Source organism: Bradyrhizobium sp. GW821-FHT13H06, from assembly GCF_058803975.1.
On record NZ_JBXAPN010000020.1, the window covers coordinates 23,705 to 46,747 of the forward strand.

Consider the following 23,043-nt stretch of genomic DNA (forward strand, 5'->3'; position numbering starts at 1 on the left):
GGCCCAGCAAAACGGAGCGAGACTGTGGGAACGAAACTTCCGCTGTATGGATACATTGACCCGACCGCGAGCGGAGAGCGGGGACGAGCGCGGCGCGCGAAGGACGTCGGACTCGTCGCGAAGTTTCTGGACTACATGACTAGGCCAGATGTGCAGCGGCGCCCTGCAGATTTGATACTGGAGGATTTCAATTTGGGCGTCGATCGCTGGACCCGCGACACCCGCCATGAGGTCAACTCGTCGACGCGGCCGGAACTCGAAGAGTTGATCAACGGGATCCGAGGTAACGGGACCATCGTCATCCCTACAGTTCACGATCTTTGCGAGAACAACAGCAAGAAGGCTGTCGATCTCGTCGAACGGATTCTTGTCGAGAAGATTACCGTTCTCGCCATGAAGGACGAAGCGTTTCCACTGGATCACTACATTGGCGAACTCCGTCAGGACGGGGCTGTCTTTCAAGCAATGTCGACGAATGTGCTCGAGGTCCGACGGCAACTGGAGCGGTTTGTTGGAAACCGTAAGAAGATGAAACTCAAGGGCAAAGGGGCCCTTGCGCCAGCTAAGCGCCTTGGTTTGGCGGCGCCTTAGGCGCCGAAATCCGATGAAGCGGGGCGCCATCTACGGGCCCACGATAGTGCGTGCTGATGAAGATCACTTTACGCTGTTCGGACCTGGGTCCGTAGGGCTGCATCTTGAAATGGCCGCTCACCGAGATCCGCCGGGTGAGCTCCCACCCATCCGACTCTCCACCTTGCGTCCTGCCGAACTTGTTCGCGGGAGCCTTGAGACGTTCGACTTGAAACAGCGTAAAGCGCTTCCATCCGCGACGCGCGCGTCGGTCCATCCGGCATCGCATCGTGTCGGCGCCCGCTCGCAGTCTCTCGCGATCACGGGGCACCGCCACCACCGAATACGCCAAGGCCAGCCAGATGAGGCTCTCGACCTTGGCCGTGAAATCATCGGGATCCCAGTTCACGTCAGCGAGCTGGCCCAGGAACGACGCAGCGAGCTCGTCGCAGCGCACGGGCCCGTACCCAGCGGTCCACTTGATCGTCCCGAGCGCGACCCGCCCGACGGGACCGAGCTTGACAAAGATGCGCAGCCGATCCGTGTCGGACGGCGCCCATCCCTCGCTGGGCTCTGGTTCGTCGTCTCTTGGAATCCGCGTCACAAGGATTGCCTTGACGTGCAGCATCGGACCAAGGCGGATCGCCTTATCGGCGATATCGATATAGGCGGAGATACGCTCTTTGAGCAGTTGATCGGCCGTGCGCACGACCTCGGGAGAGGCGGCAGCATTCTCGAAGAGGGCGGCCAGGTCGGCTCCGATCGCGCAAGCGTAAGGGCCAGCACCTTTCAGCTCGTCAGGCCGACGAAAGAATGGCCACAGTGCCGCGGCCACTTCGTAAGTTTCGTCGCAGGGAATTCCAAGTTCGGCAGCTGCAAATAAGCGATCCGCGGCCCCATCCGTCATCTCTCTAACGATCTGGTAGTCGCTGGTATTGTCCGTGATCCCGGACACCCTGTTTGCAAGCGCCAGCCTCAGATTGCGCCCCGTATGCGCGGTATATTCGTCTAACCAGGTGAGCATCGCTTTTGTCCGCCGTTGACTGGCGCGGACAATTCGCGAAGACCTGCTGTTGGTCACTCCAACGTCGTAGGCTTGACAAACGCTCGAAACGATGCCTAGCGACGGGACTTCAGCAGATTCTCACAAGGTTGGCGATGTTACGGCCCAAGGAGGGAAAGTGCATCATCATCACGCGGCTCCAGTCGCCACTGCTCGAACGGAGAGACTATACCCTCGCGGCGGCATCGTGCCTCGATGGCAGCGATGCTTGTCCGAACAAGATCGTACGACGTGCGAAATTCATAGCCCTGCCTTAACGGCAGATAGCGGTACCAGTTCAGGAAAACGCGCAAGATTGCCGCGCACTCGTCCGTCGTAGCATCGATGCACTGCTTAATATCTGTGAAGATAGCTGCGGATCGCAGTATTTCTTGCGATAACTTGGGCCGGTTGAGTGCCCGCTTTACTCGGGTGGATAACTCTCGCAAGCATGCCCTTATCTGAAAATCAATTGGATCAAACTTCGGGGGGCAATCCTCGAGTATCCGGATGTCGTAGATCGGATGGCGAGCTGCGGCTCTTAGGATGCCGTCAATTCTTCCTTCAATCGCTGCAGCATTTATGTCCGATGTAGTGAGCCCGTTCTCGTCGGCTGACGAAACTGGATCGAGCGGCAGCGCCGAGCCGAATGCTGCACCAGAGTTCGCTAACTCTCCGAATAGGTGAGAACGCTTGCCCCGGAGATCGCGAGGTGTAACCCAGATTGGTTCTCCGCCGCGGACGAACAGATGCTCGCCATCAACCATTATCAAATTTTGTGCTGCACCTGCGGCCATCGTTTGCATTTCCTGCTCTGTGGATCCGACAATTTGTCCGACAAAGAAGGGGTCGAAATCATTAATGGCCTTTCCCGCCCAGAGCACATCAATGCTGATCGCTTCGAGAGCCGCCGGGATGCCGTTCTCTAAAGCGTTAAAGAAGAACTGTTTGTTCCAGAACGGAGGTCGAAACACGATCGGCCACCACAACGCGCCACCGAGACGAAATATATCTGTGACCAAGCGTCCCCTTGCGGCCTCCCGTTCGATCCTGAAAGCCGGCTTCATGACCGATTTTGACACGGATCGGAGCGCGATTGTTTCCGTTCCGGGACACCAGCGCGTGCGAACTTTGCGGTATCCCTGCGGGATATAGCTGAGTTGATACGCGAAGAAGACGTTCACCAAGTGGGCGCCAATATTGTCCATCGAGAAAACTCCGCGTGGCCAGCGAATCCGCTTTGCCGTACCAGATGCTCGACGCACGGGCCCAGTCGTTCGCTTGCTCCATTGTGATCTACACTACGCGAATAAATGATTTCTTTGCCTGTCGCGGCTTGCGACTGCCTCGCTTCGACTGGCAGTATTCGCCTCCCCTGTCAGTTACTTTGGTTGATCGATCCCTAACGTGCCACTCCCGCTGTTCCAGCGTCGGGTGCGATGGACGACGTTCGCTGCTATTGCCGCTCGATCGTACAGGGCAAGGAATGCATGGATGTGCAACATCCTTACCTCGGAGTGCTCAACTGCAATCGGTTGAAATTGATGTATTCGTTTCATTTGATCGGAGGCTTCCTCAGCTAGGCAATTGCCCAGCAATGTGAGGAAAGTAGAATGACAACTTGGTTGGACCGTTTTGTATTGGATGCTGGCCGCGAAGTGACGGCCGCTCTCCGCGCCAGCGGTAAGGGCAACTCATCTCAAGCCAAGAACCCATTGGTTGCCATGATGGCGACGGCATACCAAGCTGCTGTCATCCGCGCGCAGTCGCCCGGCGGGGTCGATATCAATACAGAGTTCGATGCAACGATCGCGCGTTGGTTTCTCGATCGGGGTGGTCATTGTGACCGACACGTCGCGGCATTCCAATTCGGAACAGAGGCTCTCGACAGCCTTCTCAAGCTTCGGGTTACGAGAGAAATGGCCGGCAAGGCCGAGATATTTAATGCCGGCTATCTTGCCGTGTATTTGGATTTTGTTGACCAGGCATTGATGATTGGGAAGACTCTTGAAGTGTCGGCCATCGCGCTATTGACGCAGACGAGCCCCGATGGACAGCTCAGGGCGCCGCGTGTTTTCGCGGTCGTGTCGCCGCCTGGCGAATTCTCCCGTCGGATTCTAACTTGGATGTGGGGTTCCCCCGACGAGGTCCTTGCTACCGATACGTTGCCGCCGCTTGCAGGTCCGCCGAATCAAGAGCCGGTAAGCGCGGAGCTATTGCGAGCGGCCGGCACGACGTCGGTTGAGCTCGCTCGGACACTTCAGCAAATCGCTGTTGTCACCTCCTGGCATGCGGCTTGCGAGCATGACCGCGGCTTTGCAAATCATCTACGAAAGGTCGTTATCGGGACCGCAGAGGAACTCCAGGACGCCGATGAGTTTCTTCCGCCCGGGTCGACGTTCTTCAATGTACCACGGCTGCCTCCCATCTGTCGGCCAACCCGGTCGGTCAAGCCAGGCTCTGTGCACAAGCTACGGATTTATCCGGCAATTCTGATCGACCCATACCACCGCAACGTAAAGGCAATCGAGGTGACTAACAGATTGGAGTCGCTGCAGGGCGCGATCGGCGGCTGCATCCAATTGGCTGCCGAATTTTCAGGCGGAGATATTCTGTATGTCGACGAGGAAGGATTGTTCACCCATCGACTATTCTTCGAGATCGACGGCCAGAGCTTTCCCGGACGCGGATTGATCGTTGGCTCACGAGGAGATGAATATGAGACAGCCCCCGTGAACTGCTGCATCGAGGACGTCATTCGACGCGTCAAGTTCAGCGAGCCGGATCGAAGATTGGGGATCAATCGCGTTCTGGTCGTTCCGGCGTGATGTCGAAGGATTTCTGATCAGTTTCCAGTCCGGGGCCGCTCAAGCCAGCCTGAGAGGCTGATGGCGCTCGCACGATACATTTTCGATAACGAGCGCCAGCGCTTTCCGCTTAGCTGACTGCACCGTATCCAGATCTGCAGTTGTATCCATGATCCGCCTGAAGGCCGCGCCAAGCGGGCGCTCTTGCTGCGCTTTCGCGCGGATCGTGCCGCGAGCGTTTGCGGCTTTGTTCGGCGCTGGCTCTGCAGGAGCGTATGCGGATCCGAAACTGCCAGTTCTATTGGGTGCGTCCGACAGTTCCCGGACGCCATCAAAGAGTCAGAGGATGGCCGGAATTTCCGTGACGGGTTGAGAGCCGAGAGGAGAGTCCCGCGGCGCCCGTCATGGAGATTCCCATGACCCAACTGAATGTTCTTGATCCCACGCGCGGCGACCGTGCCGGCTATAGGGTGGATGTGAGCCGTGGCGAGCGCGTCGGCCGCGTCGCTTCGGAATGGTTTTCCCGCCCCGCGGACGAGCGGTATTTGTCCCTGTCGGAGCTTCACGCCGCGGTGCGCGGCCGTGCTGAGCGGAGCCGAACCCGGACGGTCGAGAGCGCGGCGATCCGGGTGGAAGCCAATCGTGATGACGCGGAGCGGCTGACGTTGGTGCTCCCAGGTGAGTCCTCGCCTCTTGCGCCGACGCACTGGAGCTTCGGTCAGCTCGCAACAATGGTGGGCGCGCCATCAGCGTATCTGCGGCAACTTCCGGCACCACTCGCAGCCATCAATTTGCAGTACGGTTTGACCTCGAATCGCGCGGAGCTGATCAAGACGCTCGAGGTCGGGGACGGACGTGCTGAACTTCGAGCGGTCACCAGTCCCGACTATGGGCGCATCTTCGATCAAGAGCTCGTGGTCGCCGTGCAGCGGATTGCCGGCAACGGCACCGGTGATACGCGCTGGAAGGTGCCTGGCGTGCTTGACTGGTCGACTGGCATCTACAACCCGCGGGTCGACATCACGAAATCCACCACCACGCTGTACGCCTCCGACCGCGACGTCTTCCTGTTCCTGGTCGACGACCTCAACCCGATCGAGGCCGGTAAGCTGCCTGACGGCTCGCCCGACCTCTACTTCCGCGGCTTCTATTGCTGGAATTCCGAGGTCGGTGCCAAGACGCTCGGCATCGCGAGCTTCTACCTCAGAGCGGTCTGCCAGAACCGCAATCTCTGGGGTGTGGAGGATTTTGAGGAAATCACCATCCGCCATTCCAAATACGCAGCGTCCCGCTTCGCCCACGAGGCGGCGCCGGCGCTTACGCGCTTCGCCAACTCCTCGCCGATGCCCTTCGTTAATGGCATCAAGTCGGCGCGCGAACGCGTCGTTGCGCGCACGGACGAGGAGCGCACCGATTTCCTGCGCAAGCGTGGATTTGGGAAATCTGAGACTGCGAAGATCATCGAGACGGCGCTCGCCGAGGAAGGCCGCAAGCCAGAGAGCGTCTTCGATTTCGTGCAGGGCATCACGGCTGTTGCGCGGGACAGGCCCCATCAGGACGCCCGGCTAGATCTCGAGGCTCGCGCGAAAAAGCTGCTCGACCGCGTCAACTGACGCGCCTAAGCAGCGGAGCCTGCGGCTGGGCAGAACCAGCTCCGTCCTCTCCGCCTCGGCGCCGCCCTCAGAGGAAGAGGGCGGCGCTTCGCTTCGTGACGGGTCAGAAGGTCGAGGGAGGTTCTTGACCGCCCGTCGCGGAGAAACTTCGATGGCAAAATCTGTTCGGAAGATCGTCCTGAGCCAGTCTCGCGACATTCCTTTCAACCGGCTGGTGTTGAGCCAGGCCAATGTCCGCCGTATCAAGGCGGGTGTCTCAATTGAGGAGCTCGCGCAGGACATCGCTCGGCGCACGCTGCTCCAGAGTCTGACCGTCCGCCCGGTTCTCGACGAGGGCGGCGCCGAAACCGGCATGTTCGAAATCCCGGCCGGTGGGCGGCGCTATCGCGCGCTCGAGCTTCTGGTCAAGCAGAAGCGGCTCGCGCGCAACGCACCGGTCCCGTGCGTCATCCGGACCGATGGCCTCGCCGAGGAGGATTCGCTCGCCGAGAACGTCCAGCGTGCGCCGCTTCACCCCCTCGACCAGTTCCGCGCGTTCCGCGACATGAGTGAGAAGGGCTTGAGCGAGGACGAGATCGCTGCTGCCTTCTTTGTCAGCGTCCAGGTCGTCAAGCAACGGCTCCGGCTCGCCGCCGTCTCGCCAACGCTGCTCGACGTCTATGCCGAAGACGGCATGAGCCTCGACCAATTGATGGCGTTTGCAGTCAATCCAGACCACGAGCGCCAGCAGCAGGTATGGCAGGCGGTGCAGCGCTCACACAATAAGGAACCGTATTACATCCGGCGTCTGCTCACTGAAGGCGCCGTGCGCGCCTCCGACAAGCGCGCCCAATTCGTCGGAATCGAGGCTTATGAGGCCGCCGGCGGCGACATCATTCGCGATCTTTTTCAGCAGGATGACGGCGGTTGGCTGCAAGAGCCGACGCTGCTCGATCGGCTCGTCGCCGAGAAGCTGGAGCGCGAGGCGGGCAACATCCGCTCCGAAGGCTGGAAATGGGTCGAGGTTGCCGTCGATTTTCCCTACGGCCACATCTATGGTCTGCGCCGCATCTCCGGCGAGTCCGTCGTGATGACCGACGAGGAGGTTGCGGCGGCTGAAGCGCTGCGCGCCGAGTACGAGCGTCTCGAGCAGGAGCATTCTGACGTTGACGTCCTTCCCGAAGGGATCGATCAGCGCCTTGGCGAGATCGAGACGGCCCTTGCCGAACTCGATGAGCGGCCCGTCCAGTATGATCCTGACGAAATCGCGCGTGCGGGTGCCTTCGTCAGCATCGACGCGTCGGGCGCGCTTCGGGTCGAACGCGGCTATGTCCGTCCCGAGGATGAGCCGGCAATTCCGGAGCCGGAGGGGAAGGCTGACGCCGAGCGGAGTGCCACCCCAGCGGCGACCTCTGCCTCCGGAGATACAACCGAAGGGCAGACAGGCACCTCGGCAAGTACCGAGGAGCCCGATCAGGAGGAAGGCATCAAGCCGATCCCAGACCGGCTGATGACCGAACTCACAGCGTATCGCACCCTGGCCTTGCGCGACGCGCTGGCAGGGGACCCGGACGTTGCGTTCCTGGCGGCACTGCACGCGCTTTGCCTGAAACTGTTTTACCGCTACACGCCCGAATCCTGCCTCGATATCGACGCCAAGAGCGTCGTCTTCGGCAGCCAGGCGCCGGGCCTCGGCGATGCCACGATCGCCAAGGCCGTCGACGAGAGGCACCAGCACTGGTCGGAGCAGTTGCCGCGTGAATCAGCCGAGCTCTGGGACGCACTCGCGAATTCCGATCGTGACAGCCGCGATGCCCTGTTCGCGCATTGCATCGCGATCAGCATTAATGCGGTGTACGAGCCCTGGAACCGGCGGCCGCGTGCGCTGGGTCACGCCGACCGCCTTGCCGAGGCAATCGGGCTCGATGTCGTTGCCGCCGGCTGGTCGCCGACCGTCGACAACTATTTCGGGCGGGTGACCAAGGCGCGTATCCTGCAAGCCGTCCGCGAGGCCAAGGGAGAGACTGCGGCTCAGCTCATCGAGCACCTGAAAAAAGGCGAGATGGCGGAGAGGGCGCAAGAACTCCTTACTGGCTCAGGTTGGCTTCCGGAGCCGCTGCGCACGCCTGGTCGCCCCTCCAGCGCAACATCGCCCGCGCCTGAATCTGGCCCGATCTCCCCATCCGCTTCGGGGGAAGACGCACCAATGAACAAATGCGAAGCCGCCATGCCAGATGCAGAGCATCCGCTCGAAGATGCAACTCTCCCCGACGAGCCGCTTGTCGCGGCCGAATAAACAAGCAGAAACGTCGAACTCGAAGGCCCGCCGTCACCGGCGGGCCTTCTTTTTTGGAGATCAATTATGTCAGCCCGAGCATCCGATCTCGCCCGCCGGCTTGCCGAGCGGGCCGAACTGGTCTGCCGGCACTATCTTTCGAACGGCCGCCGCGTTGGCCGCTATTGGGTCGTCGGTGACGTTCACAACACGCGCGGCCGGTCCATGTTCGTTCGGCTGCGTCCACGTCATGGGGGTAGGGGAGCGGCCGGCAAGTGGACGGATGCCGCGACCGCCGAACACGGCGATCTGCTTGACGTCATCAGGGAAAGCTGCGGCCTCGTTGAATTCCGCGATGTCCTTGCCGAGGCGCGGCGTTTTCTCAGTCTGCCGCAGCCCGAAGTGGACTCCAAATCGCCGCTCCCACCCGCTGCCATCGGTTCGCCGGAATCGGCTCGACGGCTGTTTGCCATGTCGAAGCCCATTCATGGCACGCTTGCCGAAACGTACCTCCGGACGCGCGGCATTGCGGCCTTGCATGAACTCACCAGCCTTCGCTTCCATCCGCGCTGCTACTACAGGCCGGATCAGCACTTGCCAACGGAGACCTGGCCCGCCGTGATTGCCGCGGTCACCACCCTCGATGGAGTCATCACCGGCGTTCACCGCACCTGGCTCGACCCCTCCGGTCGCAGCAAGGCGCCGATCGCCACGCCACGCCGCGCGATGGGCCTCTTGCTCGGCAACGCTGTCCGATTTGGACAGGCCCATGATGTCCTCGCCGCCGGTGAGGGTATCGAGACTATGCTCTCCTTGCGCTGTGCCCTGCCGACCTTGCCAATGGCATCAGCGCTATCGGCCAACCATCTCGCGGCTATGTTGCTTCCACCGAACCTGCGCCGGCTTTACATCGCCCGTGATGCCGATGCTGCCGGACGGACGGTCGCAACCGCTCTGGCGCGGCGGGCAGAAGCTGCCGGCATCGAGGCGATCCCACTATCCCCCCGGCTTGACGATTTCAACGACGATCTGCGCACCTTTGGCGTTGATGAGCTGCGAGCAACCTTGCGCATTCAGCTTGCGCCTGCGGATGTCGTCCGCTTCATGCCGTCAGCGGTCGCGATAACGGCATGAGCGCCTGCTCTTCGCGATCGGAGTCGACAGCCCGATCAAGGCGAGGCGTCGTTGTGAGAGGGCCGCGCCCGGCCTTCTAGAGGGCGATCGGACGGCGGGCGGGCCGGACCGGCAATGGCAGGATCGCGGCTATTTTCCGCCGGCGGTGGTCACCGTGCAGATCAACAGCGATCGGTCAATCCGCCTTTGCATCGCGAAACAAAATAGCCGCGCCCTGCCATCCTCCGCTGTCGCTTCGGCCCTCCGCGTTGCTTCGGGTTCTGGTCCGGCCCGCCCGCCGCCTGAGTGATCGCCACGAAGGCCGCGATGGTCGCGGCCGATCCACGGAGGACCTCGTCCCATGACCGATCGTGACGACACCGAATTCGAACCGCCGCATGGCTCATCCCAGCTTCACCACGTCCTGACCGAACTGCAACTCTTCGGTTACCGACCATTCAGCGATGAGCCCGATCCAAGGCCGCTTCCCGAAGGCAAGACGATTGCAGCGGCCGTTGCCGATATCTTCGATGCCTTCGTGGCAACCCTGAGCGACAGCCGCATGGAGCCGGACCTGGAAGATCTGCTCTGGTCGACGGTCAATCTGTTCCATCGAGCGGTCAACCGGATCGAGCGCCAGCTCGACGAGAACGAGCAAGCTCAACGCAGGAGCCAACTCGAGCAGGACGGCTCTGAGGTGCGGTCGGTTGAACTCGAGCGACTTATCCCGGAAGGACTCTCGTTGATCGAACGTCGCAACTGCATGGAGCTCTTCCGCGAACAGGCCATGGCACAATTCGAAACCCACACAGGTTCGCTGTGGCGCCCGCGATCCGGGTCGCTCGTCGACCATCGCTCGGTCACTTCGGCGGTGATCGACTCCAGAGACTTTCTCGCCGCAAAGCGTCGTGCCGAGACTGAGGTGCTCGTTCCGGTCGGGCCCAAAGTCGCACTGACCGGAGGCCTCGACTTCGATGACCATCATCTGATCTGGGATCGCCTCGACAAGGTTCACGCCAAGCACAACAACATGGTCCTGTTGCATGGAGGCTCGCCGAAGGGAGCCGAACTGATTGCGGCCAAATGGGCGACGAACCGCAAGGTTCCGCAAGTCGCATTCAAGCCGGATTGGTCGAAGCACGCCAAATCCGCACCATTCAAGCGCAACGATCTCATGCTGACGATGATGCCGATCGGCGTCATCGTGTTCCCGGGAACGGGAATTCAGGACAACCTCGCTGACAAGGCGAGGCGCATGGGAATCCCGGTCTGGAAATTTGGCGACGGCGGCGCATAGCGCCGCTATCGAGCCTCGCGCCTCATGCCGTGGCAACTGCAAGGACGCTCCGAGAAACTCGCGTGCGTTGCTAACTGTGCCGACCATCGGCATCACACGAAACCTCCGCCTGCATCCAGACGATCTCGCCTTGATGCCACCGTGGGATTGCCGATTACTGTCTCCGCAGATTGCGCCCGACGAGACCGGTGCGGGCTTGAACGAGTCTTCGATTGCGCTCGCGGCCGCAACCAGAGCAGCGTATAACCTTCGCCTCATCGATTGTCGTTTCGATCGTTACGCGCGGTGATGTCCGGTCGATCCGACGCAGGCCTTCCTCGCAGCACTTCGTAACCACCATGCCCAACCCTTCGGCGCGCTATGTGCTAGATCGGAGCCTGTTTGCAGGTGCGTTTTTGCTTGGCGAATGCTTCGTCCACTCTGCATGTGCTCTCTCTTCTTCCACCTGAAAACGAACCGACCTCTTGTATCGTACGACCGACGGCAGTCACGTCTCCTCTCAATGTTGTTCAGCACGCGAACACCTCGCCTCTTTGATGGCTTGATCTGGCCGAAGACCGGCTGTGCCTCGACCGTCTGAGCCGCAACGCCGTTGATGCGACTTTCTTCCCCTGGGCTAAAGCCCATTCCTCGCGAGACAAGAAAGTCGCTTCACCGGCGTCCTCCGCTGTGCTGCGGCCCGCAAGCGGGTGCGTCGCCGATCGTCATTCGGCCTGGTCATCGCCATCGAGGCCGCGGTGGTCGCGGTCCGAAACAACGCAAGGAGACTTGATATGGCTATCATCGGTTCGTTCAAGAAGGTCGGCAACGATTTTCAGGGAGAGATCGTCACGCTGAGCTTGCAGGCCAAGGGCGTCCGCATCGTTGCCGAGCCCAATCGCTCCAACGACAATGCTCCGAGCCACCGCGTGTACGTTCGCCGAGCTGAGATCGGGGCAGCGTGGTCGAAGCGCTCCGAGGAAGGTCGCGACTACCTCTCGCTCAAGCTCGACGACCCCTCGTTCAACTCGCCGATCTATGCCAACCTGTTCGATGACGAAGGCGGCGAAGGTTACACGCTGCTCTGGTCGCGGCCGCGCAAGAGCGCCGACTGAGAGACGCTCAGTCAAGCCCGCCCGGCTCCGCCGGGCGGGGTTTCTTTGATGCGGCGATCGCGAAAGCGATCCACGCGGCGGCTTCAAGTCGCCGCCCGAGCGCGGGACCACCGCGCGGCGCAAAAGAGTTGGCGCAGTTGCGAGCCGCTCGGGTTGCTCGAGCCAGGTTTCGGCGAGCGCTGCGTTTGACCGGAGTGCGTAAAAAGGGGAGCCGGCGATCGGTTCTGTTCGGCATGGCGCTTGCCTCTGAGTGCCGTGTAGCTGCTCGACGAACTGTGGCTTCCGCCGTCGGACGATCCGGGCGAACTCCCCTCGACGATTGTTCTGATGCCGATGTGATTAGTCATCGGAAGCGATCGTGCAGTTCCGACCCGATTGCTTCGCCCGATAGAGCGCCTGGTCACATCGCTCAATGAGGGCCTCGAAGCTCTCGCCGGGTTTGAATTGGGCAACGCCGGCCGAAATCGTCACTTGCCCGATCAACTCGCCCGTTGCCCGCTTCTTGACGTTAGCGTTGGCAATTCTGGTGCGCACTCTTTCGGCGATCTCCTGAGTGATTGTGAGCGGGACGCCCGGCAAAATACCGATGAGTTCTTCTCCGCCGTAACGGGCTGCGAGGTCGCCGTCCCTGATGCCCTCTTGAAGGCACTTTGCGACCAGCCGCAAAACCTGGTCGCCCAGTTGATGTCCGTAGGTGTCGTTGAACTTCTTGAAATGATCTACGTCGATCAGGAACACGCTCAAGCAGTCGCCGCGCTCCATGGCATTGATTTGGGCGGTGCGAAGGAAGCTCTCCATTGCCCCGCGATTGGCAAGCCCGGTCAGAGCGTCGGTACGCGACCTGAGTTCCGCCTGTTCGAGTGACGTCCGAAGCTCGCCAAGCTCGCCCGACGCTTCGACGAGCTTCGCTTCCAGCGCAGACGCACGTTCCGTCGCTCTGGTCAATTCGTCAGTCAACCGCTTCAGGGCAAGTTGTGGGTCATTGGCCGTGCGAAGCGTCCGCCCGACCTCGATCAACTCCTCGGAATGCGCTGCACTATCGGCGATCGCGCCTGCAACGTCGTTTCGTACATTGACAAGAATTGCGTCGAGCTCGCCGGAAATGGTTTGGGCAACCTCTCCGACTGAGCCAGTCGACTTGAGGAAGGTATTGTAGAGTTCGCGATTGAGAGCCTTGTCAAACTTGCGATCGTTCGAGCGCAGGATGTCGATTGTCTTGCGCAGCGCGGCCGAGCGGCCAAGAACGTAAGCAAACCAGACGGTAAAATTTGGAGGTGTCGCCGGTACCTCCAACTCGGCCATGAGTTGGAGGGCATGACTGGAGACGGAAGCCGCGTGGTCGGGTTCGAGGTCGTCCAGGCTCTGCATCTGCGAGCGCCTCCCTATGATGCGCCGGGTCGGTCACTCGCGAGAGACGCGCGCGCTGCGCTTCCCGGCATTCTCGCAGTTCAGACGAAGGAAGTGAAAGAAACCGATTATTTCAAGCCGTCGGATGTAGCTCTAGGATGACTGGCTGTTTTCGGCAACACGTTGCGAAGGAATGCCCACAGGCGGAGAGAGGTTTCGTGCCGAAGACCTCCCGCCACGGCGCCAAGCGGAAATTTAGTTCTTCTCGACGCGCTCCCGATCAGTCCGCCGCCTCAGGCGAACCCGACTGACATTTGGAGACTAGCCGCAGGACTGTCCGGCATTGGGGCACTCGAATGATCGGATTTCGTAACCCGGCGTCACTGGCGAGACATCGCGCAGTAGCCTGCCGACGCTGCAAGAGTGCAAGCGGGAGCTTCAGCCATGGACAGACCCTTTGGTCGGCGAACACGACCTCACCATGTGACCGAGCGGTTAACGAGCTTCTAACTTCGCAGACCGTACTGCAACGGGAGGACGAGCGCAGATCGATCGACAACTGGTCACGCTGCGGCGCTTTGGCGAGTCGGCTCGGCAGCACTTCGCGCGAGAAGCCGGCGTAACCGCACTAGGTCGTCTTCGGATGCAACTTCACAACGAGACCCGCCGGCGAACTTGGCCTGATAGAGCGCGGCGTCGGCGGCCCGCAGCAAATCGGCCGCTCTGTTCCCGTGCTCGGGGGCCATCGCGATGCCGACGCTCGCGCCGACGCGTGCCCGCGCACCGCAGTCTAGATCATACGGAGCTCCGATCGCCTCGACCAGGCGCCGTCCAAACGCCGTTGCTTGTTCCTCAGTGCAGCCCGCGGCGAGCACGCCGAATTCGTCACCGCCGAGGCGCGCCGGCAGGTCGCCTTCCCGCAGAAGACCCCGCATGCGCTCGGCCACGCTCTGCAGCAGTCGGTCGCCCGCGGCGTGACCGTGCGTGTCGTTGACCACCTTGAAGTCGTCGAGATCGAGATAGAGCAGCGCCAGCGTCTCGCCTCGGCTGCCTCGCGTTGTCAGTCGCTTCTCAAGGGCGCCAACGAGCCCCGCTCGATTGGCAAGCCCGGTAAGCTCATCATGTCGCGGGCGCCGATCGTTCTCGCGTTCGGCACGCATCGTGGCGATCAGCATCCGGTTCAACTTGAAGCAGGCCATGGTCATAGCCACCAGATACATCGGGATCTGGAACAAGAGGACCAGCATGAGCGGCTGTCCAGCCATCAGAGCGCCCGGAATCGTCGGCCCCAAGCTCAGCACGATCATGGCTCCGCAGAGCCGCGGCGCACTGAAGTTGCGGAAGCAGATGCCGCCGACCATCGCTCCGGCCGATACACAGGCGAGCGTTGCCGCCACCCAGTCGCCCGTCGCGAGACTAATCAGCGCCCCATAGCCGACACTGCCGCTCCAGGCAATCGAAAGCACCAGGTTCATGTCGGTCGGCGTAGCGTCATGCCTCAGCGCCCGGCGACGGGCGACGACCAACACAGTGAGCCGCGTCAGGCAGATCGCAATTTCGATCGCGAGCCACGCGATGAACAACGGAGTCGGCGAGCGCGTGGCAATAGCTGCAGCAACCAGAAGGGTATTCAGGAAGCCACCGATGAAGACCGGCAGCGTGCCGTACAGATTGCCAATCAGCGCGACCCGAATGTCCTCGGGCACGTCCGCGCCGCAGTCGGCGAGCCATCGCGTCACGCGCCAGCGCGGGAGGCTGTAGATTCTCGAATCCGACTGCATCAGCGTGCTCTCGGGCTTCCTGTCGACAAAGTTTCTTGCGGCGATGGTCGCCAAATCGAAGAACTGAAATTAGTGCTCGACGATGGTCGCTTCCGGCTTCGATTTCGCTAAACGAGACGCGCCGACTTTAGGCAAATTGCTTGTTTGCTTAAGAAGGGTTGAACTGGCGATCGATGATTGCAAGTCCTGCGACCCGGCCACACCCGCTTTTGGCAGAACTCCCGTAGATTCACGGAATCCAAAATGCACCGAAAACGTGCTTAACTTTCCCTCAGCACCGGGGCTGGCGTATTTCATTATGATTTATATTTCTAGCCGGTGGGCCGCAGGCCGTTGGTCTGCGGCCATTCTGCTTTAGCGCGAGGACCGATGCACCGGCGGCATGCATACCGCGCGGGGCGGCTGTCCGCCTCCGAGGCGCTGCAGCCCACGTGCTACACGGGCGCAGTGTACGGCGTCTCCGGCTGGGTACGCTCCTTCGCTGGGCCCAGTCTCGGCGATTTCGTCAGCTTCTCTCCGCTTGCCCTTGGTCGAGGCGACGCGAAGTCCAAGCTCAGCGGTCGTTGCAACGGCCGGCCGGAGGTACTAAGAATTCCAGAAATTTTAACGACAGTTTTGCGCTCTTGAACGCGACGCCGAAAGCGATTTCCTAAGGTAAGATTTTCCGCTGGGGATCTCTCATGTTTGATGCCGCTACCACCGCGCTTTTGCGCGCGGTCCTCGATGAGGTCTGCGAAAACGTTTCGCGTCACGAGACGGGTGCCCGCACGCATGTCGCCTCGAAGATTCTGGAAGCCGCCACTAATGGGGACACCTCGCCGGACCGGCTCAAAGAGGTCGGCCGCGAAGCTCTCTCAGACGCGCCGACCATGTGGCGATAGTCGCAAGAGGCGGGGATGAATTTCCAGGTCACAGTCCTGAAGATCCTGGTGAGCTATCCCGGCGGCTTCGCGGGGATGACGGACCTCAAGCGTGACATGGCGATTCTGGCAACCAGCGGCCCCGATTGGGCCGAGCGTACCAAACGCTTGGCTGCTCGCGTTCCGGATCTAGACATCTTTTCGCAAGGATTGATCGAGCGCATGAACGGCGGGTGGCGGATCACCGACAAGGGGCGCGCGGTATTGGACGTCATGGAAGCCCGTCATCCAGCTCCGGAGACCGCGACCGTGGCAACTCATGTTGACGCGTCCCATCCCGCGACATCCCCGCTGCCGCTTCCGGTCATGGCGCGCCCGGGTAAACGCAACCGTTGCCAGCGTCGGCAGGCCGCTCGCGAAAGGGCGCGGGCAAAAGCTTCCTGAGCTGGCTCTTGCGCTGGATCGACCAATGGGAACGACCATCAAGCAATGACTGACAGCCAAGCTGACGGCGCGTGCAAGATCATTTTGTGAGGCGATCTCGAAGCGACGCGATCTCCAGATGCGTGACGGCATCGGGCGCCTGCCTTTACCGGAGACCTGTCACATCATGTCGACCTGCCTCATCTAGGCGCGGACGAGCGGTCGGTCAGCAACATCACCCCTCTTCGGGACCCCGCACCACGTGAAGATGAGGGTTGGGGATCGGCAACGCCCTCTCGGTTCTCGGGGCAGGCTCCGGCCGGATGCCTTTGAGTGCGTATTGCTCCGCGAGCTCTAACAAACGCCGCTTGGTGAACGGGTCGACGCGTTCGGCGATGTCGCGCACGCGCTGCGCCAGCCCGCGGTAAAACTTATGCTCCATGACGCTACCACCTCCACAACAAGAAGTAGTGGCAGTTGATTACAACGCGGCGGTCGAGGTCAATATACCTGCGCCGGACCGGCACGATTTTCGCGGCGTATCAGTCGGGCTCTAGAAGAGCCCAGCGACAGGTTGGGAGCCTGTAAGGAAGTGCCGAGAAGGCATGCTTACGGCTTTGAGCCAAGGTCCTACGGCCCCGGATGCCGAGCGCGAGGCCAAGCAGGAGCAGACCTGCTCCGAAGGTCGCCATGGCGGCGAATGGTCCGGCCGCAAGTCCAGCTCCAACGACAGCCACGATGAAACCCGCCACCATCAATCGTGCCGCGATGCGCGCCCGGGGGGCGGCCATCGATCTTGCGACATCCAGCCTTCGCTGTGGGGGGCTATTGGATCAGGAGTGTGAGCACCATCACCATCGCAGCCATGCTGACAGCCGTCGTCGCAAGAAACGCGCGACCGATGATGGGGGACGGGGACCCGAGTGCTGACTGCTGATCATCCTTCATCGTGGGGCAATGCGCGTAGAGCCTTTGTTCCCTCAGCGATAGTTTTCATGCGTAATAACCCTGAGTTGCAGTGGTTCGCTGCGCTTCGATAGGCTCCGATCACGTCTACTGCGTTGGCAGGGGCATTGGGAGTGACCGGTCAGCGGCCGCGGGCGCTTTTTGAGTTGTGCTGGAGCCAGCTTCGTCGTCGACCTAGTTATTCTGATACGCTCCAATCGAGGAGACTGCATGTGCACCCCGCCTCGATGCGTTCAGTGCGACGTGAGCCGTAGACTGATCCTGATCGAACCGATCGAATTCACGCCCTCCTACATGCTCAGCTCCTACGAGCGCCCCAATTGCATGACAGTCGTTCGGCAAGTTGAGCCTCTGCCGAGCAAGACAAATGGTAGGGCCGAATAGATAGGCCCGGCACGGGGCTGCAAACCCTACACCGGGAGACAGTGCAGTGATGAGCTGGGCCGGCGCAAATGGTTTCGTCAGCAGAATGCTGTTGGGCACACCATGCGACGGCCATTCGTGCGCAGACGCGGCCGTCGTGTAGATGATAGGAAAAGCAGGCTTTTTTTCGCGCACTTGTCGGGCAATCTCCCAGCCGCTAAGCCGACCCCTGAGATTGACGTCAGCAACAAGCGCCCTGTACTCCTTCACGCGTCGCGAAAGAGCGTGAGAGCTTCCTCGGCCGAAGACAAGATTTCAGGCGCAAATCCGCTCTCGGTCAGGGCTTCATCCAGTATCGCCTGTAGTTCATATTCATCCTCAACGACGAGAATGATCGGACGCTCGGTAACGGCTCCCCTTCCCCGGCCTCTGGGTTCCAATCTGTTACAAACTGCACACAAGGATTTTGTTCCAGCAGACAGCTAAGTATAATTCGATCAATGGAACACGACGTCCGCTGCAGTACGACCAGCTACATTCGAGAGAATTTCGATCTCCATTTGATGACGGGCCGCTATTCGACCGTCCTTGTCCAAGAACTTGCGGAGATGTTCGAGCGCCGTTCCGGCAACATGTTCGCGCTCCTTGATGAGATCGCCGCGCTGGAGGGAGCGCCGAGTGCGCGCCCAAGTCTAACTAAGCCTCCCACCATGTTTGTACGGCCGCCGCTGACGGGGCTTTGGCACAAGCACTACAATCAGGCGTCATTCCTGCATCAGAACGTCTGGAACCACTGGCGGGCGAATGACTTTGCCGTGCATGCCGCAAAGAACATCGGTCAGGCGGCAATTCCCGACGACAAGCTCATCGGCGCGCTGATCCACGAATTCGTCATCGGTGGCTATCGAGAGCGCAGTGGATCTCGCCGCCTGACAGGTCAGTGGATCGTGTATGCCCGGCGGGACGATGTGAATACTTATCTGACGCTCGGGACCCATGGCGACGACGCCGCCATTCGCCGAAGAGTGCTCGCCTGCGCGAACGAGTTCCCAGAACTCGATCTGGACGGGCGGCGCGGGCCCGCTCGGTAGCCGACCTGGGAAACGCACCAATATTGCCTCACCTTCGAAGAGACAGCCAATGAGCTTGGATTCTCTGACCGCCGCCATCGATCGCTTTTTCCTGTTGTACTTCAGCCACAGCGTGGCGCCGGATCAGGATACGCTCCTCAATCTGCTGAACGGGCTCCATGGTCTGAACGACAAACTCCAAAAGGATGTTGGACGAAATCTGTTTGCGTCGAGCAATTTCATCGCACTCAAAGCCCTCAGAAATCTCTTTCATCACCACGTCGAGCTCGTCCATAACATCAAGATCATTCCAGTCAGCGATCTCCCGCCAATGACCACCGATTTGCTGGTTGTCTGTCTGGTGCCGGCAGACCTGATCGAGCAGGCCGCAACGGAGACCGATTGGAGGTACCGCGAACAGGTCCGGTCGGCGTTCGCAGCCTTCAAGAGGTACGGATCGATCGTCAATATTCAGCCCTGCCTGTTCAACGTTGCGGTGGATGTTTTCGAGTTGGTTGCCGAATTGAACGTGATGCCATCCTCGGATGCATATATGGCCTTCGAACAGTCGTATAAGTTCGAGGAGGCCAACGGGCACGATCACCGGGTGAGCGGGGACATCTGGTGCAGCGCCGGCTCGGTCACAGAAGTGATGCAGAAGATCTTCCGCTCGGCCTCAACGAGGAGGACCTAGCTTCGCCGGTTGAGGCCAGGCTTGATGCGCCGTCTGTTCGTGCAGTGGCGTCTGCCGGTCTCATTCAAATGTAACACCAATTCGCTTTTCTTGACGCCAGACCACTCGACAACGTTGATGCGCGCGCGTTCCAGACAGGAGCAGATTGAATTCCGCCGGAATGCCTAGCGGACTGGCCACGTCGAGCGCCGCGCCCGTGTCGGAGATGTTTCGTACGACGCAATCGATGGCGCCGCCATTGAACTCGATGATACCGGACTTCAGCACACGCTGGCGCGGTGCTGCGCGCTGGTTGTGCAGAACCTGGAGCGGCACTTCGGGCTGCGGCTTCTCGGACAGCCTTTGCTGGGCGAGCCTTTCCGCGTGCTGGGCCGCCGCCGCAATGTCCTGCTCCGTCAGTGTCGGTCTGATCCTGGCCCATGCAAGCTTGAACCGCACCTGACCGTCCCTGAAATCAATGGCGACTCCCCTGCCGCCGGGCGTGGGATTCTGACCATAGACATTGCATCCCCACCACCAGTGACGAGTGTGCGGCTGCTTCAGGATTCTTCCGATCGAAAGTCCGCGCCAGACCACTTCATAGTCGTCAACCTGGACCTCGCCATCGACAACCATAGGGCGGAGCCCGATCGTCTCTGGATCCTCGGACATTCTGAAGCAGGCCTCTGACGACGTGATTCTGACTGAGTATTGCAATGGCAATGTCAGCATCAAGTCAACGGAGCCCCTCTAGTGATTGGAGGAATCAGCTCCGGGCATACACCGCTCTTCCTCCTCAAAAGAGCGGCCGGAATTAAACTTCCGATCGGCGACGGACCTTCAGAGCCCTGTCCATAAAGGTCAATACGTCCTTGTTGGCCCGCTGTGCCCGCTCTCCATCGGTCAATCGCGGCGGCGAACTCGAAGTCCGGCGATCGGTCGGGGCATCGATGACGTCCTGAGGCGGTGCCGCTCGTCTTTTTTGCCGCAACGGAGCGCCTGAACGGCGGGTTGGTTTTCCCGGCGCCTTCGTATGCGGTTGGATCGCTTCCGACTCAAAGCCTTGTTGCCGGCGCTGATTGTCTTCCCCTGGGTCCTTTTCAGTTCGCGCGCGCCAGACTGTGGACGACAATGTCCCGACGCTGAGGGGCTGTCCTCCTTTACCGCTCACGCCGGCGGCGGTCAGTGCGCCGATCATGTCACGCCAGCTCATGCCGCGGCGTTCGGCAGCGTCGAACCACCACAGGTGGCTGGCGACAAGCCGCGACAGCCGTTTCCGTCCCCCGTTAGGCAGGTGGAAGTCCTCGGTCATCGCCTTCAGCCCCGCCTCAAGCTCCTTGTTATTCGGCATGTCGACTTCTCCGCATGTCAGGAGGATCTAAGTAGCGGAAGAAGCCTCTGCAAGTCTCTGCAAAGCTCTGCATCCCTCTGCGGAATGATGCAGCTTTTGGAGGATCACACCTGTGCATCTGTGGATGACACCCACATGGCCCGAGCTTTTCTGACGTTATAGCATTTGGTCGTTGCGGTCATCTGTCCGGCCTTTGCTTGCGGTCTCTCATCACCGCATGGCCTTGATGGTTGTCCGCTGATCGGGCCCCAATCATCGTTGACGGACTCAAAGTCCGTGCACAGGTTCGGGGTGTCCTGATCCTCGGTATGTCGACCGGATGCCATCACGTCGTCATTGCCCTTGCCAAACTTGGTGTTCGTTAGTTTGTACGGTAGCGCGGCGGTCGCCGCTTCACTTCATCGCCAAGCCATCTTTCTCTACGCGATTCCGAACGGCCGTTCTCGGAAGGTGCCGCCGCGCTGCATGATGGCCCAGACGATACGTGCGAGTTTGTTGGCGACCGCAACGGTGACTACGCGCGCTGGCCGCCGGGCCAGCAGCGCGTTGACCCATCCGGCCAGTTCGGGCTTGTTGCGGACGTAGCGAACGACGGCGGTCGCGCCGAGCACAAGCAGCCGCCGCAAATATGGCTCTCCCTTCTTGGAGATCCCGCCTAATGCCATCTTGCCCCCACTGCCATTCTGTCGCGGCACCAGCCCGATCCAGGCCGCGAAGTGACGCCCCGACTTGAAGGCGCTGGCATTCGCGACAGTCGCCACCAGCGCAGTCGCCGTGATGATCCCAACTCCGGGGATGGTAGCGAGCCGCAAGCTCAGTTCATTGGCGCGATGGCGAGCCAGGATCGTCCGCTCGATCGCTTTGATTTTCGACTGCAGATCCTCGATCTGCATCAGGATCAGTTCGGCGCAGGCTCGAGCCGGCTCCGGAAGCTCGCCGTCCTGGGCAAGAGCCTCGAGCTCTGGAACACGCCATACCCCCTTGGGAGCGATCAGGCCAAACTCGGCAAGCTGACCGCGCAGCGAGTTGACCAACATAGTGCGCTGGCGCACGAACAGATCTCGGGTACGATGGAGCATCAAGATCGATTGCTGCTCGGCGCTCTTGATCGGCACAAACCGCATCGTCGGCCTTGTGACAGCTTCGCAGATGGCTTCGGCGTCGACTTCGTCGTTCTTGCCGCGCTTAACATAGGGTTTGACGTAAGCCGCAGGCATCAGTTTGACCTGATGACCCAGTGCGGTCAGCTCTCGGCCCCAGTAATGGGCCGTGCCGCAAGCTTCCATGCCAACCACACAGGACGGAAGCTTGGCAAAGAATGCGATCAACTCTGAACGGCGGAGCTTCTTACGAAGAACGGCTTTGCCTGCAGCATCGACGCCATGCGCCTGAAAAATGTGTTTGGCGAGATCGAGGCCGATAATGGTAGGATGCATTGTGGATGACTCCCCTCCTAGTTGCTATCAGCAACATTCTGGCACACTGATGCCGTGGAGTGGGTGTCATCCACACAATCATCGGTGGATGGCGCCCGCATGGCAAGAACTTTTTCGACGCTTTGGCGACTTGGGGTCGGGGTGCGGTCATCGGTCCGGCCTCATCGAAGCGGATTCCTTGTCCGCGGGCCCTAATGGTAGTCCGCGGATCGGGTCCCAGCCACTACTGACGCGCTCGATGCGCATGCACAGGTACGGGTTGTCCCAATCCTCGGTCTCGACCGGTTGCCATTACGTCGTCGTCGCTCTCACCAATTCGATCATCCCACTCGGCAGCTAACTTTCTTTCGCTTTCCGGCCGCTTCCGCTTATGCGATGGCGGAGGCTTCCTGACGGAACGTCTCGCCGCGGCTCATCACCCCATGCGATCCTCGCCATCTTGATGGCGACCGCGATCGTGACCACGCGCGCCGGCCGCCTCTGAAGGAGTGCATTGATCCAAGCTGCGAACTGGGGCTTGTTGCGACAATAGCGGATCACGGCGGTGGCACCGAGCACGAGGAGCTTGCGCAGATACGCATCGCCTTTCTTCGAGATCTTCCCCATATGGACCTTGCCGCCGGATCCGGACTGCCGCGGCACCAAGCCGATCCAGGCCGCAAAATGCCGTCCCGATCTGAAGACCTTGATGTCGCCGATGGTGGCAGTGATAGCGGACGCCGTGATCACGCCGATTCCAGGGATCGTCTGCAGCCGTAGGCTGACGTCGCTTGCGCGATGCTTCGTGCGAATGGCCTTCTCAATAGTCCGGACGCGTGTCTGCAGATCGTCGATCTGGCCCATGATCAGCTCGACACAGCTGCGGATCGCATCGGGGAGGACGGATGGAGTCGCGCCTTGGGCAAGCGTGCGCGTTCCAGCCGATCGTGATCACCGATTCCAGGCGATCGTGATCACCCATTCCAGAGCATCGTGATCACCAC

At 60.7% G+C, this 23,043-nt stretch carries 21 protein-coding genes; 11 read left to right on the forward strand and 10 right to left on the reverse strand.

Annotation, left to right across the window (positions count from 1 at the left end; all coding sequences use genetic code 11):
- Positions 1-24: 24 nt before the first annotated feature.
- Positions 25-591 (forward strand): hypothetical protein, encoded by a 567-nt coding sequence (locus AC1RQP_RS39795; RefSeq protein WP_492943174.1) that lies wholly within the window; start codon positions 25-27, stop codon positions 589-591.
- On the opposite strand, the gene AC1RQP_RS39800 is transcribed toward AC1RQP_RS39795, so the two are convergent.
- Both AC1RQP_RS39800 and AC1RQP_RS39805 read right to left on the reverse strand, forming a co-directional pair.
- Positions 563-1,594: a hypothetical protein gene (locus tag AC1RQP_RS39800; RefSeq protein WP_492943176.1), complete on the reverse strand. Its 1,032-nt coding sequence runs from the start codon at positions 1,592-1,594 to the stop codon at positions 563-565. The genes AC1RQP_RS39795 and AC1RQP_RS39800 overlap by 29 nt on opposite strands.
- 137 nt (positions 1,595-1,731) lie before the next feature.
- The gene (locus AC1RQP_RS39805; RefSeq protein WP_492943178.1) at positions 1,732-2,820 is read right to left on the reverse strand and encodes a DUF8359 domain-containing protein; all 1,089 of its coding nucleotides are present in this window, start codon (positions 2,818-2,820) and stop codon (positions 1,732-1,734) included.
- Positions 2,821-3,225: 405 nt separating this feature from the next.
- Between AC1RQP_RS39805 and AC1RQP_RS39810 the strand changes: the two genes are divergently transcribed.
- The 6 genes from AC1RQP_RS39810 to AC1RQP_RS39835 all read left to right on the forward strand — a co-directional run bounded on the left by AC1RQP_RS39810 (position 3,226) and on the right by AC1RQP_RS39835 (position 11,790).
- On the forward strand, positions 3,226-4,440 hold the full coding sequence (locus AC1RQP_RS39810) for a DUF3846 domain-containing protein (RefSeq protein WP_492943179.1): 1,215 nt from the start codon (positions 3,226-3,228) through the stop codon (positions 4,438-4,440).
- Positions 4,441-4,835: 395 nt separating this feature from the next.
- Positions 4,836-6,032 carry a DUF932 domain-containing protein gene (locus AC1RQP_RS39815; protein WP_492943181.1) on the forward strand — a complete coding sequence of 399 codons (1,197 nt, stop codon included), beginning with the start codon at positions 4,836-4,838 and terminating at the stop codon, positions 6,030-6,032.
- Positions 6,033-6,183: 151 nt separating this feature from the next.
- Positions 6,184-8,307, forward strand: coding sequence for a ParB/RepB/Spo0J family partition protein (locus AC1RQP_RS39820; protein WP_492943212.1), 2,124 nt, complete (start codon positions 6,184-6,186; stop codon positions 8,305-8,307).
- A gap of 66 nt (positions 8,308-8,373) precedes the next feature.
- Positions 8,374-9,420 (forward strand): DUF7146 domain-containing protein, encoded by a 1,047-nt coding sequence (locus AC1RQP_RS39825; protein WP_492943183.1) that lies wholly within the window; start codon positions 8,374-8,376, stop codon positions 9,418-9,420.
- Between the two features lie 340 nt (positions 9,421-9,760).
- Complete coding sequence (locus tag AC1RQP_RS39830) at positions 9,761-10,696, forward strand: DUF2493 domain-containing protein (RefSeq protein ID WP_492943185.1); 936 nt, start codon at positions 9,761-9,763, stop codon at positions 10,694-10,696.
- Between the two features lie 773 nt (positions 10,697-11,469).
- The gene (locus AC1RQP_RS39835; protein ID WP_492943187.1) at positions 11,470-11,790 is read left to right on the forward strand and encodes a DUF736 domain-containing protein; all 321 of its coding nucleotides are present in this window, start codon (positions 11,470-11,472) and stop codon (positions 11,788-11,790) included.
- Positions 11,791-12,129: 339 nt separating this feature from the next.
- Here the strand turns inward: AC1RQP_RS39835 and AC1RQP_RS39840 are convergent, their stop codons facing one another.
- The 3 genes from AC1RQP_RS39840 to AC1RQP_RS39850 form a co-directional block, all read right to left on the reverse strand.
- The gene (locus tag AC1RQP_RS39840) at positions 12,130-13,158 is read right to left on the reverse strand and encodes a diguanylate cyclase (RefSeq protein WP_492943189.1); all 1,029 of its coding nucleotides are present in this window, start codon (positions 13,156-13,158) and stop codon (positions 12,130-12,132) included.
- A gap of 542 nt (positions 13,159-13,700) precedes the next feature.
- The gene (locus tag AC1RQP_RS39845; protein ID WP_492943191.1) at positions 13,701-14,972 is read right to left on the reverse strand and encodes a diguanylate cyclase domain-containing protein; all 1,272 of its coding nucleotides are present in this window, start codon (positions 14,970-14,972) and stop codon (positions 13,701-13,703) included.
- A gap of 15 nt (positions 14,973-14,987) precedes the next feature.
- Positions 14,988-15,215 carry a hypothetical protein gene (locus AC1RQP_RS39850; RefSeq protein WP_492943192.1) on the reverse strand — a complete coding sequence of 76 codons (228 nt, stop codon included), beginning with the start codon at positions 15,213-15,215 and terminating at the stop codon, positions 14,988-14,990.
- A 383-nt stretch (positions 15,216-15,598) separates the two neighbouring features.
- Here AC1RQP_RS39850 and AC1RQP_RS39855 point away from each other — a divergent pair, with 383 nt between their 5' ends.
- Entirely contained in the window at positions 15,599-15,799 is a 201-nt protein-coding gene (locus tag AC1RQP_RS39855) for a hypothetical protein (protein WP_492943194.1), read from the forward strand.
- A 15-nt stretch (positions 15,800-15,814) separates the two neighbouring features.
- Complete coding sequence (locus AC1RQP_RS39860) at positions 15,815-16,222, forward strand: hypothetical protein (RefSeq protein ID WP_492943196.1); 408 nt, start codon at positions 15,815-15,817, stop codon at positions 16,220-16,222.
- A gap of 214 nt (positions 16,223-16,436) precedes the next feature.
- Here the strand turns inward: AC1RQP_RS39860 and AC1RQP_RS39865 are convergent, their stop codons facing one another.
- Positions 16,437-16,643, reverse strand: a complete 207-nt coding sequence (locus AC1RQP_RS39865) for a hypothetical protein (RefSeq protein WP_492943198.1) — start codon at positions 16,641-16,643, stop codon at positions 16,437-16,439.
- Positions 16,644-18,030: 1,387 nt separating this feature from the next.
- Between AC1RQP_RS39865 and AC1RQP_RS39870 the strand changes: the two genes are divergently transcribed.
- Together AC1RQP_RS39870 and AC1RQP_RS39875 are read left to right on the forward strand one after the other, a co-directional pair.
- Entirely contained in the window at positions 18,031-18,621 is a 591-nt protein-coding gene (locus AC1RQP_RS39870) for a hypothetical protein (protein WP_492943200.1), read from the forward strand.
- Between the two features lie 49 nt (positions 18,622-18,670).
- Positions 18,671-19,294: a hypothetical protein gene (locus AC1RQP_RS39875; protein ID WP_492943202.1), complete on the forward strand. Its 624-nt coding sequence runs from the start codon at positions 18,671-18,673 to the stop codon at positions 19,292-19,294.
- A 60-nt stretch (positions 19,295-19,354) separates the two neighbouring features.
- Here the strand turns inward: AC1RQP_RS39875 and AC1RQP_RS39880 are convergent, their stop codons facing one another.
- The 4 genes from AC1RQP_RS39880 to AC1RQP_RS39895 all read right to left on the reverse strand — a co-directional run bounded on the left by AC1RQP_RS39880 (position 19,355) and on the right by AC1RQP_RS39895 (position 22,903).
- A complete protein-coding gene (locus tag AC1RQP_RS39880) occupies positions 19,355-19,594 on the reverse strand; it encodes a PilZ domain-containing protein (RefSeq protein WP_492943214.1) in 240 nt (79 codons plus the stop codon).
- Between the two features lie 493 nt (positions 19,595-20,087).
- Complete coding sequence (locus tag AC1RQP_RS39885; protein ID WP_492943204.1) at positions 20,088-20,624, reverse strand: hypothetical protein; 537 nt, start codon at positions 20,622-20,624, stop codon at positions 20,088-20,090.
- 419 nt (positions 20,625-21,043) lie between these two features.
- Entirely contained in the window at positions 21,044-22,060 is a 1,017-nt protein-coding gene (locus AC1RQP_RS39890) for an IS110 family RNA-guided transposase (protein WP_492943206.1), read from the reverse strand.
- A gap of 336 nt (positions 22,061-22,396) precedes the next feature.
- Positions 22,397-22,903: an IS110 family RNA-guided transposase gene (locus AC1RQP_RS39895; protein ID WP_492943208.1), complete on the reverse strand. Its 507-nt coding sequence runs from the start codon at positions 22,901-22,903 to the stop codon at positions 22,397-22,399.
- Between the last annotated feature and the right edge of the window lie 140 nt (positions 22,904-23,043).

Bases quoted from the DNA above. Each gene is read 5' to 3' on its own strand.
- AC1RQP_RS39840 (WP_492943189.1), bottom strand. From the start codon at position 13,158: ATGCAGAGCCTGGACGACCTCGAACCCGACCACGCGGCTTCCGTCTCC.
- AC1RQP_RS39850 (WP_492943192.1), bottom strand. From the start codon at position 15,215: ATGAAATACGCCAGCCCCGGTGCTGAGGGAAAGTTAAGCACGTTTTCG.
- AC1RQP_RS39835 (WP_492943187.1), top strand. From the start codon at position 11,470: ATGGCTATCATCGGTTCGTTCAAGAAGGTCGGCAACGATTTTCAGGGA.
- AC1RQP_RS39885 (WP_492943204.1), bottom strand. From the start codon at position 20,624: ATGCCGAATAACAAGGAGCTTGAGGCGGGGCTGAAGGCGATGACCGAG.
- AC1RQP_RS39875 (WP_492943202.1), top strand. From the start codon at position 18,671: ATGAGCTTGGATTCTCTGACCGCCGCCATCGATCGCTTTTTCCTGTTG.
- AC1RQP_RS39820 (WP_492943212.1), top strand. From the start codon at position 6,184: ATGGCAAAATCTGTTCGGAAGATCGTCCTGAGCCAGTCTCGCGACATT.
- AC1RQP_RS39870 (WP_492943200.1), top strand. From the start codon at position 18,031: ATGGAACACGACGTCCGCTGCAGTACGACCAGCTACATTCGAGAGAAT.
- AC1RQP_RS39865 (WP_492943198.1), bottom strand. From the start codon at position 16,643: ATGGAGCATAAGTTTTACCGCGGGCTGGCGCAGCGCGTGCGCGACATC.
- AC1RQP_RS39800 (WP_492943176.1), bottom strand. From the start codon at position 1,594: ATGCTCACCTGGTTAGACGAATATACCGCGCATACGGGGCGCAATCTG.
- AC1RQP_RS39855 (WP_492943194.1), top strand. From the start codon at position 15,599: ATGTTTGATGCCGCTACCACCGCGCTTTTGCGCGCGGTCCTCGATGAG.
- AC1RQP_RS39825 (WP_492943183.1), top strand. From the start codon at position 8,374: ATGTCAGCCCGAGCATCCGATCTCGCCCGCCGGCTTGCCGAGCGGGCC.
- AC1RQP_RS39860 (WP_492943196.1), top strand. From the start codon at position 15,815: ATGAATTTCCAGGTCACAGTCCTGAAGATCCTGGTGAGCTATCCCGGC.
- AC1RQP_RS39895 (WP_492943208.1), bottom strand. From the start codon at position 22,903: ATGGGCCAGATCGACGATCTGCAGACACGCGTCCGGACTATTGAGAAG.
- AC1RQP_RS39890 (WP_492943206.1), bottom strand. From the start codon at position 22,060: ATGCATCCTACCATTATCGGCCTCGATCTCGCCAAACACATTTTTCAG.
- AC1RQP_RS39805 (WP_492943178.1), bottom strand. From the start codon at position 2,820: ATGGACAATATTGGCGCCCACTTGGTGAACGTCTTCTTCGCGTATCAA.
- AC1RQP_RS39830 (WP_492943185.1), top strand. From the start codon at position 9,761: ATGACCGATCGTGACGACACCGAATTCGAACCGCCGCATGGCTCATCC.
- AC1RQP_RS39810 (WP_492943179.1), top strand. From the start codon at position 3,226: ATGACAACTTGGTTGGACCGTTTTGTATTGGATGCTGGCCGCGAAGTG.
- AC1RQP_RS39815 (WP_492943181.1), top strand. From the start codon at position 4,836: ATGACCCAACTGAATGTTCTTGATCCCACGCGCGGCGACCGTGCCGGC.